The sequence below is a fragment of the Neoroseomonas terrae genome (genome assembly GCF_018129025.1).
In the GTDB taxonomy this organism is placed as follows: Bacteria; Pseudomonadota; Alphaproteobacteria; order Acetobacterales; family Acetobacteraceae; genus Neoroseomonas; species Neoroseomonas terrae.
In genome coordinates this window covers 34,995-47,399 of the sequence record NZ_JAAEDI010000023.1, presented here as the reverse complement: position 1 = coordinate 47,399, position 12,405 = coordinate 34,995, and the positions used below count along the sequence as shown (strand labels likewise).

General features: G+C 67.0%; 11 protein-coding genes. 4 read left to right on the top strand and 7 right to left on the bottom strand.

Going from position 1 to position 12,405, the window contains the following annotated elements:
- Window positions 1–941 precede the first annotated feature (941 nt).
- From GXW78_RS20160 to GXW78_RS20130, 7 genes are all read right to left on the bottom strand, one after another.
- Complete coding sequence (locus GXW78_RS20160) at window positions 942–1,208, bottom strand: hypothetical protein (protein ID WP_211870698.1); 267 nt, start codon at window positions 1,206–1,208, stop codon at window positions 942–944.
- 68 nt (window positions 1,209–1,276) lie between these two features.
- The gene (locus tag GXW78_RS20155; RefSeq protein WP_211870697.1) at window positions 1,277–1,636 is read right to left on the bottom strand and encodes a hypothetical protein; all 360 of its coding nucleotides are present in this window, start codon (window positions 1,634–1,636) and stop codon (window positions 1,277–1,279) included.
- Between the two features lie 722 nt (window positions 1,637–2,358).
- Window positions 2,359–2,601, bottom strand: coding sequence for a hypothetical protein (locus GXW78_RS20150; RefSeq protein ID WP_211870696.1), 243 nt, complete (start codon window positions 2,599–2,601; stop codon window positions 2,359–2,361).
- 854 nt (window positions 2,602–3,455) lie between these two features.
- Window positions 3,456–4,151, bottom strand: coding sequence for a GntR family transcriptional regulator (locus tag GXW78_RS20145; RefSeq protein WP_211870695.1), 696 nt, complete (start codon window positions 4,149–4,151; stop codon window positions 3,456–3,458).
- On the bottom strand, window positions 4,138–5,436 hold the full coding sequence (locus GXW78_RS20140) for an amidase (protein ID WP_211870694.1): 1,299 nt from the start codon (window positions 5,434–5,436) through the stop codon (window positions 4,138–4,140). The genes GXW78_RS20145 and GXW78_RS20140 overlap by 14 nt, the downstream gene beginning before the upstream one ends.
- Before the next feature lie 46 nt (window positions 5,437–5,482).
- Window positions 5,483–6,448 (bottom strand): Bug family tripartite tricarboxylate transporter substrate binding protein, encoded by a 966-nt coding sequence (locus tag GXW78_RS20135; protein ID WP_211870693.1) that lies wholly within the window; start codon window positions 6,446–6,448, stop codon window positions 5,483–5,485.
- Window positions 6,449–6,460: 12 nt separating this feature from the next.
- Entirely contained in the window at window positions 6,461–7,882 is a 1,422-nt protein-coding gene (locus GXW78_RS20130) for an amidase family protein (RefSeq protein ID WP_211870692.1), read from the bottom strand.
- A gap of 239 nt (window positions 7,883–8,121) precedes the next feature.
- Between GXW78_RS20130 and GXW78_RS20125 the strand changes: the two genes are divergently transcribed.
- Genes GXW78_RS20125 through GXW78_RS20110 form a run of 4 tightly spaced genes read left to right on the top strand, consistent with a single transcriptional unit; the run spans window position 8,122 to window position 12,389 of the window.
- The gene (locus GXW78_RS20125) at window positions 8,122–8,955 is read left to right on the top strand and encodes a sugar phosphate isomerase/epimerase family protein (protein WP_211870691.1); all 834 of its coding nucleotides are present in this window, start codon (window positions 8,122–8,124) and stop codon (window positions 8,953–8,955) included.
- Between the two features lie 19 nt (window positions 8,956–8,974).
- Window positions 8,975–9,859, top strand: coding sequence for a BKACE family enzyme (locus GXW78_RS20120; RefSeq protein WP_211870690.1), 885 nt, complete (start codon window positions 8,975–8,977; stop codon window positions 9,857–9,859).
- Window positions 9,860–9,904: 45 nt separating this feature from the next.
- The gene (locus GXW78_RS20115; RefSeq protein ID WP_211870689.1) at window positions 9,905–10,774 is read left to right on the top strand and encodes a BKACE family enzyme; all 870 of its coding nucleotides are present in this window, start codon (window positions 9,905–9,907) and stop codon (window positions 10,772–10,774) included.
- Between the two features lie 16 nt (window positions 10,775–10,790).
- Window positions 10,791–12,389 (top strand): ABC transporter substrate-binding protein, encoded by a 1,599-nt coding sequence (locus tag GXW78_RS20110; RefSeq protein ID WP_211870688.1) that lies wholly within the window; start codon window positions 10,791–10,793, stop codon window positions 12,387–12,389.
- Window positions 12,390–12,405 lie beyond the last annotated feature (16 nt).

The following is a 12,405-nucleotide window of genomic DNA, read 5'->3' as shown; positions in this document are numbered from 1 at the left end:
AAGCTCGGTCCGCGGCTGGGTCGTTGCGAAACTCCGGCGGTCCGGCGAGGTTCTAGCACTGCCCTCCGAGGGCAATCGTACCTCGCACCCATCTTCCTCCGCCCGTCGCTTCCCGCGGCGGGCGGCTTTTATCGCCCAACAGGCCGCGCGGGTGCCGAGGCGGACTGAAAGCGCTACTGAGCCTCCGCGGTGTCTTCGCCAAAGATCGCGGCGACACTGGCCCAAACACCAGTGTCACCCTCCCCAACGAAGGGCGCGTAGTTCAACGCTTCTTGGTACATCTGTTCAGACCAACGCAAGCTACTTGCGTATGCCGCGGAAAGGATCATCGCGATCAGTACGCCGGCCGCCATGGCGTTCCACTCCGGGGGGCGGCGCAGTATTCTCGTGCCACTGGCCACCAGGGAAAGCAAAGCTAAGCCAGGGCGTGTGCTCCTGGCGTCTGGCGCGACAAGGCGCGACTTAGGGACTTCAGGAAACGGGCACGTACTGAGCTTGGTCATTCCCAGCGCGCTCTCGATCTCCTCGCATCGGGCCTGAGCCGTGCGGAACCTGGCCTCAGCAGCTTGCAGTACGCGTGCCGCAACTTCCAACTCCACGCACGCGCGATGGTATGCGTCACGCAATTCAGTCATTCACCCCGCCCCCCAGCGCTTTGTCTCGTAGATCAGCTAATCACGAAAGCGATGGTTAGCCGGGCAGTTGCGCGGCAGTCACGCACAAAGACGGTGATGTTGGAGCGAAGGGGCCGACTGCGCCTCCTAAAGGCTCTCAGAGTGGAGGCCGCCACTGCAGGGCGGTGGCGGCAGCTAGATCGGTCGAACCGCCCAACAAAAAGCCCGCCGAGCGCAAGTCGGCGGGCGAGTTTGTGCTCTCCGTCACGATCCCTGGTTCGAGTGACCGCGCGGTCCGGGTAGGCTGCCAGACCATCGCCGGGCTGCCTAGGCCGGCTCCTTCGCCTCAGCGTTTCCTTCCGGAACCGGCTGCAGGCACACTTGAGCGATGCGCTGGAGTGCCCTCGCAAAGGCGTGGTGGAACTCAGGATCGCTGCCGCGGAGGATGTTCGTCTCGGCGGTCGCGGCGATGTCGCGCAGTTCGGTCGCAGTCCAGCCGCGCGGCAACACACCCTCGCGCTCCAATTGCCCAGTGAGCCGCGTCAGCAGCGTCACCGAGACCATGCCGAGGATCTTTGCGTCGATCTTTTCCATGGTGTTCCTAGACGACCACGTGCGGCCGCGCAGCACGATACAGGACAGAAGGCGATAACTCGACGGCCTTACCGCAGCAGTATCAATCGAATCCCGCCGGGCGCTTCCGGTGCTTTGTCGAACCGATATTCGCGGCCGGCAAGGTCGCGCTCGGCCACGGCCCGAAGCCACGCAGCGTAGTCATCATGGATGCTGGGTCGGGCGGTCTCTCCGCTCATTGCGGGGGTTAGGTCGTGCCCGCGGAAGTAGCCGAGCCGGTTCGCTTTCGCGGGGTTCGCGGTGAAGTCGGCGGCCTTCTGCTCGATCGCGCGAACGAGCGCTGTGGCCTCCTGATCGCCCTGTGCCATCGCCATGACCAGCCTGATCGAGACAGCCAAACGCCCGGTATCGGCGGCCAGTTTGATGGCAAGCGCGGCACCTGCATTCACAATCCCTGGCAGCGCGAGTCGGAGGGTTGTTCGGAAAGCACTCAGCGCCCGAAATCTACTCGCTTTGAACGTTGCGGTTCCTGCCGCCTGTTCGTCCTCGGGACCGCGTGCGTGCCCTGCTCAGCGGGGCGGTTGGCACCGTCAGAGCGTCAGGAAGATTGACGCGCATGCAGCCAACCAAGCAACGACGAGCCCGGCCGCCGACAACCAAAGGCCACAACTGCTCACGACGATCTCCTGCAAGCGCTGCGGGTTAGGCCGGCACGGTGGCGCGTGAGGCGCTTTCTGAGTGAGCGCCCTTACAGAACTGCGGTCCAATTGCATTCACGTAAGAGCGTGCACGTCTCCGTGGTCAGCAGGTGCCGGCGGCACGGTTCACCGCGTTCGCGTGGCTGCGGCGCGAGCGCGTTGACAAAATCCGATATTGGAACAAATTTAATACGACACACCAACAAGCGGCCGAAGAAACGATCTCATGCGAATTCATAAAGAATCCGGGGAATCCACCTGGCGAACCGCAGATGCTCGGCAGCGACGAGCTGCCCAGCTCGTGGAGTCAGGCATGACGAAGCCCCAAGCAGCCAAGGCGATGGGCGTTTCGCAATCTCGCTTCGCCGGTATCCTTCGATCGAGAGCGAGGCTGGACAAAGCATTCGAGGACTTCGCGGCCCTAGTTGTCGTCGCCAGAAGCCGCCGCGGTTAGGTATGCGAACGCGACATCTCTAGTGCCCCTGCGCTTCAGGATGCTTCAGCAGCCACAGGCGTTCATGAGCCGCGACTAGTAATTGCACGGTCCTCCGGCGATCCGCGTGGATTGTGGCGGCGGGTTTCTGAAGCATGACCTCGACGATCTTGAGGAGACGTGCCGCGACTTCCAGATCTTGCTGGTCACAAGCCTGATGAAAGGGGATGAGAATCTTATCGACAAGGCGTCGACTGCCCGGCAGCGCACGCGCCTCGTCCATGTAACGGCTATACATCCCTCGAAGATGCACCCCATCGGGCATGTCGGTTCCACCTCGACGTGCCATGAACCATAATCGAGAATAAGGATCGCCAATTCTCAACTATTCGCGCGTCGACCTCATCGAGGGCGGCCGTCGCGCGCGAGGCGCGGTAGCCCGGACGCGCGCCGCGTAGCCCTCAGCGAAGGACCGCCCAAGCGACGATGCCGCCAGCCGCGACGAGGCAGGCGACGTACTGGAAAACAGCCCCGTGGGCGGCGCAACGCGCAGCCCGACCTTCGTCGCTGTCGCGCAAGCTCGCGCGGGTGTTGGGCGTGCGTCGCAGTCCCATCGATTCCTCTCTCGCTAGTCGCGAGCCTGGAGATACCTGGGAAGGCGCCGATTCGGCAGTGGTTAGGGCTGGCAACCCACGCAGAGGGATGGACTTTCTGGGAAGGGGGAAGCTGCGCACTTTGAATCATCCCCGGCAGGCAGGCAGGCGGGGCAGGGCAGGGTCCGAAGATGATTTGCCGGCAGGGAACTCCGCATCCCGTGCCATCCCACCGCAGCCAGTCATCTGTTTGTGGACTGAATTGTGGACTGAGTGACCAAATGTCGACAAAGTCCTTGGTGTTGTGCGGATATGGGCGGACATCCCCTCCGCCAGTTCTCCTTGTCTTTCTGGCCGATTTCGCGCGGCTTCAGCCAAACTTCCTGTTTGCTCCCAAGCTTAGGCTGGCTGCGGCCGCAGTTCTCTGCGGCTGCGCGAGGTGCGGCGCGCATTCTGGACAGACTGGCGGCACTCCGGCTTCCTTCTGAGCCAACGCTGCATGCAGATGGCTTCTCCTGCGTCGTGAACCGCTGTCATGTGCGGTTCACGTCATCGCCTGCAGCTCCTTGCACGCAGCCTCGATATGGCGCCGCATGAGCAACTCGGCCAGCTCCGCATCACGGCGGCCTAGTGCCTCGCAGATGCGCAGGTGGTCGTCATAGGCCTGGCGTGGCCGACCTGGCTTGTGGCCGGTCCGAAACCTGAACAGGCGCGTCAGCGAATACAGGTCGTCACAGAGAAGCTTCTCCAGCCGGCGGGACTTTGAAAGCCGCGCGATGGCGAAGTGAAAATCGAAGCTGCCGTGTTCCTGGAAATAGGCCGTGCCAGTGCGCACACCTTCCTCATCCCCATGCTGGCGCAGCAAGGCTTCCAGCGCCGTCGCTTCGGAGTCGCTGATGCGCTGCGCCGCGAGGCGGCAGGCGAGCCCTTCCAGATTGGCGCGGACCTCGTACAGCTCGATGAGGTCGGCATGCCCCAGGGACACCACGCGCACGCCGGCGTGCGGCAGCCGCACGACCAGTCCACGCCCCTCCAGTTGCCGCAGCGCCTCGCGTAGTGGTCCGCGGCTGACGCCGAACCGCTCGGCCAGTGTCTCCTCACCGAGCCGGGTTTCGGGTGCGAACTGGCCGGTGACGATCGCGCGCTCGATCTCCTCGAAGACGCGGTCGGCATGCGTCTTGTGCTCGGTGGCCTGCGGCTGCGTCAGCAGCGCGGCCGTCAGCCGATCATCCGGCACCATGCGTCATTATCCACGCGGCGGCTGCCAGCAGCCGCGCTTCGTCTCCGGGCCGGCCCAGGAGTTGCGCGCCGATGGGCAGGCCCGAGGGGCCGCTCATAAGGGGTAATGATACGGCAGGCAGGCCGAGCACTGTCCACAGCGCACAGAAAGCGAAATCGCCCGTCGCCGAACCTTTCGGGGCTTCCCCGGCCGCTGAGGCGGCCAGGAGGACATCATGATCGCCGAACAGGGCGTCCGCCCGCGCTCGCGCTTCCTTCGCCAGGCGCTGCGCCTCGAGATACTGTTCCGGGGGACACGACTGGCCATGGCTGATGCGGCCTTCGCGCAGCGTCGTGCTGATCCGGTCCCAGTGGTTCTCGATCTCGTAGGTGAAGTTGCGCACGAACTCGAAGCTCGAGATCCAGCGATGCTCCTCCGTCAGCCGCGTGAAGCTGGAGGGGACGGCTACGGTGCCGACGCTCGCGCCCGCCGTGGCGATGCGTCGCGTCAGGCCGGTCAGCGCGTCACCTGTCCCGGCGTCCATCCTACCCGCCAGGAACTCGCCGCAGAACCCGATCCTCGGTGCGAAGGCCTGGCCGGACGGTGCGTCGCCGGGCGTCACGCCGCGCACGACGGCTGCGTAGAGCGCGATGTCGTCCACCGACCGCGCGAACAGCCCGACCCGGTCCAGCGAGCCCGCCGCGGCACGCACGCCGGAGACGCTGATCGTCCCATAGGTCGGCACGAATCCGACCACGCCGCAGAAGGACGCCGGCCGTATGGTCGAGGACGTGGTCTGTGTTCCAAGCGCCAGCGGCAGCATCCGCGCCGCCACCGCCGCCGCCGAACCGGACGAGGATCCGCCCGGCGTGCGATCCGGATCGTGCGGGTTCCGCGTCTTCCCGGGATGCACGTTGGCGAATTCCGTCGTGACGGCCTTGCCAAGCGCAATGCCGCCTGCCTTGCGGGACAACGCGACGCAGGCGGCATCGGCCGAAGGGCGATGCCCAGCGTGGATCGGCGAGCCATAGCCGGTCGGCATGTCCGCCGTATCGATGATGTCCTTTACGGCGAAGCATGCGCCGGGGATCGGCAGCGTCGCCGCCTTGCCCGAGGCATCGAGCCTGTCCGCGGCGCGGCGCGCACCGTCCGCGTCCAGATACTCGAACGCAAGCACCTCCGGTTCGCGCTGCGCCACCTGTTCGAGGCAGGCCTCAACCACGGAACGCGCCGTGATGCTGCCCTGGGCGATACGCCGGGCCGTCTCGGTCGCTGTCAGATCGCTCAGCCGCTGCCCGGTCATCATCCTGCCTCCGTCGGTTGCATCCAGCTAACGCGCCGGATGCGTCACATCAATCGGGCCGCGCGCCCGAGGCACGCACCACCGGCAGCCACTTGGCGGTCTCAGCCTGGATGAAGGCGCCGCACTCCTCTGGCGAGGACGGCGTGGATTCGATGCCGCGCTGCCCCAGCGCGGCCACAAGCTCCGGGTCGCGCAGCGCGGCCGTGGCGGCGCCGTGCAGCGTGCGCACTACCGGCGCTGGCGTCCCGCGCGGTGCCATCAGCGCGCTCCAATCCGCCATGTCGAAGCCGGCGAGTCCTGCGGATTCGGCGACGGCCGGAATCTCAGGAAGCAATGTGCTGCGGTCCTTCGTCGAGACCGCGATCATGCGCAGCTTGCCCGCATCCGCCTGCGGCTTGGCGCCCGAAGCCGGGGTGAAGGCGAAGTCGATGCGCCCCGCCATCAGATCGGTGATCAGTGGCGCGCCACCGCGATAGGGCACGTGAATGTTCTGCAGCCCCGCCATCAGATTGAGCTGCTCACCCGCCATGTGCCCCGCGCCGCCCGCACCGGAGGAGCCGAAGGTCAGCGGCGAGGCCTTCGCCGCCGTCACCATCTCAGCCGTGTTGCGCCAGGTGCGCTCCGCCGGCACCGCGAGCACGTTCAGGATCATGCCGACGCGCGTGATGGGCGCGAGGTCCATCGCCGGATCGAAGGTGAGGTTGCCGTAGAGTGCGGGGTTGATCGACAGGCCGCCGATCGTTCCCATCAGAATCGTATGCCCGTCGGCCGGCGCCCGCACGACGAACTCCGAGCCAATGTTGCCGCCCGCGCCGGTGCGGTTTTCGACCACGACAGGCTGGCCGAGCAGCGCCTGCATCTTCGGCGCCATCAGCCGTGCGGCGATGTCGGTCGTCCCGCCCGGCGGGAAGCCCACGATGAAGCGGATGGTGCGGTTCGGGAAATCCTGCGCCCGCACTGCCGGCGCAGCGAGCAGGCCCGGCAGGGCGGCAATCAATGTACGACGTGACAGCATCGGTTCGGTCCTTCAATGGTCGCGGTGCGGCGGCAGCAGCGTGTCGCGGACCCAGCCGGCGATCGCGCAGGCTTCCGCATCCTGCTCGGCGAAGCCAGCAATCTGCAGGCCAAGCGGCAGGTCCTCCGCGACGAGCAGCGGCAGGGCGAAGGCGGGCGCACCAACCAGCGTCCAGGGCAGCGCGTAGTTGCGCGAGCCCGTGAAGGCGTGATCCTGGATCGCGGGCCCGCTGGAACACAACATGACGAAGCCGTCGGCGCGACCGGCGAAGGCTGCCACGCGGTCGCGCAGACGCTGGCGGTCGCCGACGGCTCGCGCATAGGCCGCCGGATCGAGCCGCGCGGCGCGCTCCAGCAGGTCGTGGATACGGCCGCCGACCATCTCCGGGCCGTGGGCGCGATACGCCGCCAGCGGCCAGCGCGCTTCCCAGGCCAGCAGGTCGTTGGCGAACTCGCCGATCTCCGTCAACGCCGCTTCCAGCGCCGCGACCTCGGCGTCGTTGTCCTTGTCCACGATGCGCACACCCGCCTGGCCGAGCGCGGCAATGGCGGCCTCGAAGGCCGCGCGCGAACTGTCCGGCGTCTCGCTCCAGCCGAGCGTGTCGAGCCGCACCAGGGTGCGCGGCTGCGCCGGCGCCGGCGCGGTCGCGGGGCCGGCGAGGCCCGGATGCGGCGGCGTCCCGCCCACGATGCGCGAGATCGCCATGCCGGATGCCCACACATCCTCGAGGCTCGCACCGATCAGGCCGAGATGGTCGAGCGTGGCGCCCAGCGGCGTGATGCCGCCTACATGCAGCGCGCCATGCGTCGGCTTCAGCGCATAGGCGCCGCAGTATCCGGCCGGACGAATGGTCGAACCATGCGTCTGCGTGCCGAAGCCGAGCGTCGCCATGCCCGCACCGACAGCCGCCGCCGATCCGCTGGACGAGCCGCCCGGCGTGCGCGTGCTGTCGTAGGGGTTCCGGGTCGGACCGGAGTTGCCGCAGGCGAATTCCGTCGTCACGGTCTTGCCGAGGATCACGGCGCCGGCCTCGCGCATCGCGAAGACGCAGGCGGCGTCCGTGCGTGCATCCCATCCCGCGTAGATCGGGTTGTTCATTTGCGTCGGCAGGCCGGCGGTCGCGATCATGTCCTTCACCACGATGGGCATGCCATCCACAGGCGAAAGCGGCCGCCCTTCCTTCCACCGCGCGGTCGCCGCATCAGCGGCGCGCCGTGCCGCGGCGAAATCATGCGTCACGAAGGCGCGGATGGCGGGTTCGTCCCGGGTGATGCGGTCGATGCCGGCTTCCAGCACCTCGCGTGGCGATGAACGGCCGTCGCGGAAGCTGTCCGCCTCGCGGACATAGGGGCGCAGCAGCGGCTGACGCGGGTCATAGGCGCGGCGCAGGCTCGGAGCGGCCGGATCGAGAGGGGTGACAGGCAGGACAGGCAAGGCATGGCTCCACGGAGTGGCCGGCGACAGCCGGGGACGACGATCATGCGACACACTGATGGCATTATTGTCAACAACGGGCAAACGGCTGCCAGAGGAGTACAGGCGATCCATCCGCCATAAGGTGAGAGTCCGGTGTGCGCAGCGCTGGTTGACAATGCCGATCAGCCACGGCTTTTCTGGTTATTGTCAACAATCAGCGCGTCGCCTCTCGCGCCACACAAAGGGATCGCCATCCGGTGAGCAACTTCAAGGACCGCATCGGCATCGACTTCGGCGCGCGCCTGCCTATCGAGGAGGCCGTCGCCTGGTCCGCCCGCAACGGCGTTGGCGTGATCGACGTCCGCCTGGGCGACACCGGCAACGCCTTCGAGGATTTCGACGCCACGCGCATCGCCGATGTGCGCAACAGCATCGAGAGCCAGGGCATCCGCCTGGGCCTGCACACTCTCTCCGCCGTCAACGTCGCGGAGACCGCGCCGTTCCTGCGCGAGGCCGTGGAGGAGTATCTCCGCCGCTACATCGAGCTGGCGAAGCCGCTCGGCGCCGACTGGATCGTGCTGCATGGCGGCTTCCACTTCACCGGCGACTACGCCCGGCGGATGGAGACCGGCATCCAGCGCCTGCAGAGCCTCGGCGACCACGCGCGGAAGCACGGCATCCGTCTGCTGCTCGAGAACATGAACCCCGAGCCGGCGGATGCCGAGGTGCGCTACCTCGCCTGCGACGTCGAGGAATGCCGCGCCTATTTCGACCGCCTGGATCCCGAGATCTACGGCTGGACCTACACGGTCAACCACGCGCACATGCTGCCCGTCGGCATCCGGGGCTTCTTCGATGCCTTCGGGGTGGCGCGGATGGAGGAAGTCCGCCTCGCCGACAACCGCGGCGACAAGGAAGAACACCTGCGACCCGGCGAAGGCACTATCGACTTCGAGGACACCTTCGCGCTGATCGAGCAGGCGGGCTATCGCGGCCACTACATGCTGGCCTACGGCACGATCGAGGAGATGCGCGAGGGCCGCGACGAACTCGCCGCGCGCGCCGTGCGCGCCGGCATCGCCGCCGCCTGAGAACAGGGAGGAAACGTCCATGGCCAAGAAGGTCATCATCATGGCGCGGATCAACGAGTACGCGCCGCGCGACCGCAACCCGCACATTCCCTTCACGCCGGAGGAAATTGCGGAAACGGCCGCCGCCTGCCGGGAGGCCGGCGCCTCCATCGTGCATTTCCATGCGCGAAACGCGGATGGGTCGCCGTCGCACGACTCGGATGTCTATCTCGACATCATCCGGCGCATTCGTGCGCGGACCGATATCCTGATCGACTGCACGCTCGGCCAGAACACCATCAAGGGTGATGAGGCCCGGGCCGCGCACATCGCGCGCATGCGCGACCAGCCGCAGGACCGAGCGGACCTGGCGGCCGTCGACGTCGGCAGCACGAACATCGACGTGTACGACGCGGCGGCGAAGCGCTTCCGCACCACTGACAAGACCTATCTGAACACCATCGGCACCTGCATGTACCTGGCCGGTGAGATGGATCGCGCCGGGGTGAAGCCGCATCTCACCTGCTGGGCCATCCCCTTCCTGCGTACCGCCGATGCGATGCTCGACATGGGCGTGTTCAAGGAGCCGGCCTATGTGCAATTCGCCTTCTGCGAAGGCGGCATCGTCGGCGGGCATCCCTGCACGATCGCCAGCACGCTGGCCTTCCTGGACGTGCTGCCGCGCGAACGACGTATCGAATGGACCGTGACCTGCAAGGAAGGCAGCATCCTGCCGGCGGCGGCGGTCGCGCTCGAACGCGGGGGGCACCTTTCGCCGGGCATCGGGGACTACCCCTATCCGGAACTCGGCTGCCCGACCAATGCGGAGCTGGTGCGCTACTTCGCGCAGCTGGCCCGCGGCTTCGGCCGTGATACGGCGACGCCCGCCGAAACGCGGGCCATGCTCGGCCTGCCCGCCGCCTGAGGCTAGGCACGCATTTTGCTCCCATCACATCGAGAACGTGACGCCATGAAAAAGCTGATTATCAACGTCCGCCTGAACGAGTGGGAAGTGCGTGGCCCGAACCAGCACATTCCCTACACGCCGCAGGAAATTGCCGAGCAGGCCGCGCAGTGCCGTGAGGCAGGTGCCTCCATCGTGCACGTCCACGCGCGCGGGCCCAACGGCGAACGGAGCCACAGCCCCGAACTCTACGCCGAGATCACCCGCGAGATCCGCGCGCGCAGCGACATCCTGATCCACACGACGCTCGGGAATGTCTATCTTGAAGGGGAAGCGGCCGACCGCGTGAAGCATGTCCAGGCGTCGAAGCCCGACATCGCGACGATCGACATCGGCAGCACCAACATGGACCGCTACAACCCTGCGAAGAAGCAGTGGGAGAGCACGGACAAGGTCTACGCCAACAGCATCGAGAGCTGCATGTTCTTCGCGAAGACCATGCGCGACCTGGGGGTGAAGCCGAGCCTCGGCATCTGGTCGGTGCCCTTCATGCGGGCGGCGGCGGCTTTCATCGAGATGGGGCTGCTCGACAACCCCGTGCTCGCGAAGATCCCGCTCTGCGGCGGCAGCCGGCTCGCCGGCCACGATGCCACGCCGGACGGCCTGCGCGCCTTCTTTCATGCCGTTCCGCCCGACGGCAGCATTCAGTGGGCGGTGTGCACCAAGCACGCCAACATCTTCCCCTGCGCCGCTGTCGCCATCGCCGAAGGCGGGCACGTCGCGCCGGGCCTCGGCGATTACCAGTATCCGGAGCTTGGCTGCCCGACGAACGCGGATATTGTGGACCGGATCGCGCGCATGTCGCGCGACATGGGCCGCGAGGTCGCGAGCCCCGACGACGCGCGGGAGATCCTGCGCATGCCATCCCGCACCTGAAACGGAGACTATCGCTATGCCCCGGAACGCCAGACGCAGCCTGCTGGCCACGTCACTGCTCGCCGCCCTCGCGGCGTTTCCGGGCCCCCGCCCGGCGCAGGCCCAGCCCGCGCCGGTACTGCGCATGGCGGTGGAGGCGGAGATCACCTCGACCGATCCGCACTATCACAACCTGGCGCCGAACAAGGCCGTCTCGGCGCATTTCTTCGATGCGCTGATCATGCAGGACGAACAGCAGCGCATGGTGCCGGGCCTCGCCGTCTCCTGGCGCGCCATCGATGACCTGACCTGGGAGTTCAAACTGCGGGAGGGCGTGACCTGGCATGACGGGTCGCCCTTCACCGCCGAGGACGTCGCCTTCACCATCGCCCGGGCACCGGCGGTGCCGAACAGCCCGTCCTCCTTCGGCCTCTATATCCGCCAGATCGCGGAGACGACCGTGGTGGATGCGCATACCATCCGCTTCCGCACCCACACCGTCTTTCCGCTGATGCCCGTCTATCTCTCGACCTTCGGCATCGTCTCCCGTCGGCATGGCGAAGGGGCCTCGACCGCGGACTACAACAGCGGCCGGGCGATGATCGGCACGGGACCGTTCCGCTTCGTGTCCTGGACGCAGGGCGACCGCATCGTGATGGAACGCAACCCGGACTACTGGGGTGGCGCCGCGCCGTGGGCGTCGGTGGTCACGCGCTTCATGCGCAGTCCGGCGTCGCGTGTCGCCGCGCTGCTCTCGGGCGATGTCGACATCATCGATGCCCTGCCGACCGGGGACATCGCGCGCGTGGAACGAGACCAACGCACCCGCGTCAGCCGCGCCCTGTCCAACCGCAACATGTATGTGTTCGTGGATCACCTCGAACGCTCCTCGCCCTTCGTGACCGACCGGCAGGGGCGGCCGCTGGCGCAGAACCCGTTCCGCGACCTGCGCGTGCGTCAGGCGGTGAGCATGGCGGTGAACCGGGATGCCATCGTCAGCCGCGTGATGGACGGCGCCGCGGAGCCGACGGGGCAGCTGATGCCGCGCGACTGGTTCGGCTGGACGCCGAGCTTGCCGCCGCCCGCCTACGACCCCACGCGCGCCCGCGCGCTGCTGGCCGAGGCGGGCTTCCCGAACGGCTTCAACCTGACCATCCATTGCTCCAACAACCGCTACGTCAACGATGAGCGGATCTGCCAGGCCCTTGGACAGATGCTGGCGCGCATCGGCATCCAGACAACGGTTCAGGCGTTGCCCTTCGCGACCTGGATCGCGAGCGCCAGCCGCCAGGACTACAGCATGATCTTCGGCGGTTGGGGCATCGACACGGCCGAGGCGTCATCGCCGCTGGGCTCGCTGCTTGCGACCTATGACCGTGCGACGGGGCAGGGCGCATCAAACCGTTCGCGGTACTCGAACCCCGAGGTGGATCGCCTCCTGGCCGAAGGGCTGGCGACGCTCGACGACGAGCAGCGTCGGCAGATCTTCATCCGGGCCACTGAGACGGCGATGCGGGATGTCGGGCTTGTCCCAATGCATCACCAGGTCAATCTCTGGGGCGTCCGGCGCGAATTCACGCACGCAGCCCGATCCGATGAGTGGACGCTGGCGATTGGGCTCCGGCCGGCGAACTGAGGTGCAGGCAAGGCGG

What these genes read in the sequence shown, in the direction of transcription:
- GXW78_RS20160 (WP_211870698.1), bottom strand. Translation starts at nt 1,208, where the DNA reads ATGGAAAAGATCGACGCAAAGATCCTCGGCATGGTCTCGGTGACGCTG.
- GXW78_RS20150 (WP_211870696.1), bottom strand. Translation starts at nt 2,601, where the DNA reads ATGGACGAGGCGCGTGCGCTGCCGGGCAGTCGACGCCTTGTCGATAAG.
- GXW78_RS20145 (WP_211870695.1), bottom strand. Translation starts at nt 4,151, where the DNA reads ATGGTGCCGGATGATCGGCTGACGGCCGCGCTGCTGACGCAGCCGCAG.
- GXW78_RS20140 (WP_211870694.1), bottom strand. Translation starts at nt 5,436, where the DNA reads ATGATGACCGGGCAGCGGCTGAGCGATCTGACAGCGACCGAGACGGCC.
- GXW78_RS20135 (WP_211870693.1), bottom strand. Translation starts at nt 6,448, where the DNA reads ATGCTGTCACGTCGTACATTGATTGCCGCCCTGCCGGGCCTGCTCGCT.
- GXW78_RS20120 (WP_211870690.1), top strand. Translation starts at nt 8,975, where the DNA reads ATGGCCAAGAAGGTCATCATCATGGCGCGGATCAACGAGTACGCGCCG.
- GXW78_RS20115 (WP_211870689.1), top strand. Translation starts at nt 9,905, where the DNA reads ATGAAAAAGCTGATTATCAACGTCCGCCTGAACGAGTGGGAAGTGCGT.
- GXW78_RS20110 (WP_211870688.1), top strand. Translation starts at nt 10,791, where the DNA reads ATGCCCCGGAACGCCAGACGCAGCCTGCTGGCCACGTCACTGCTCGCC.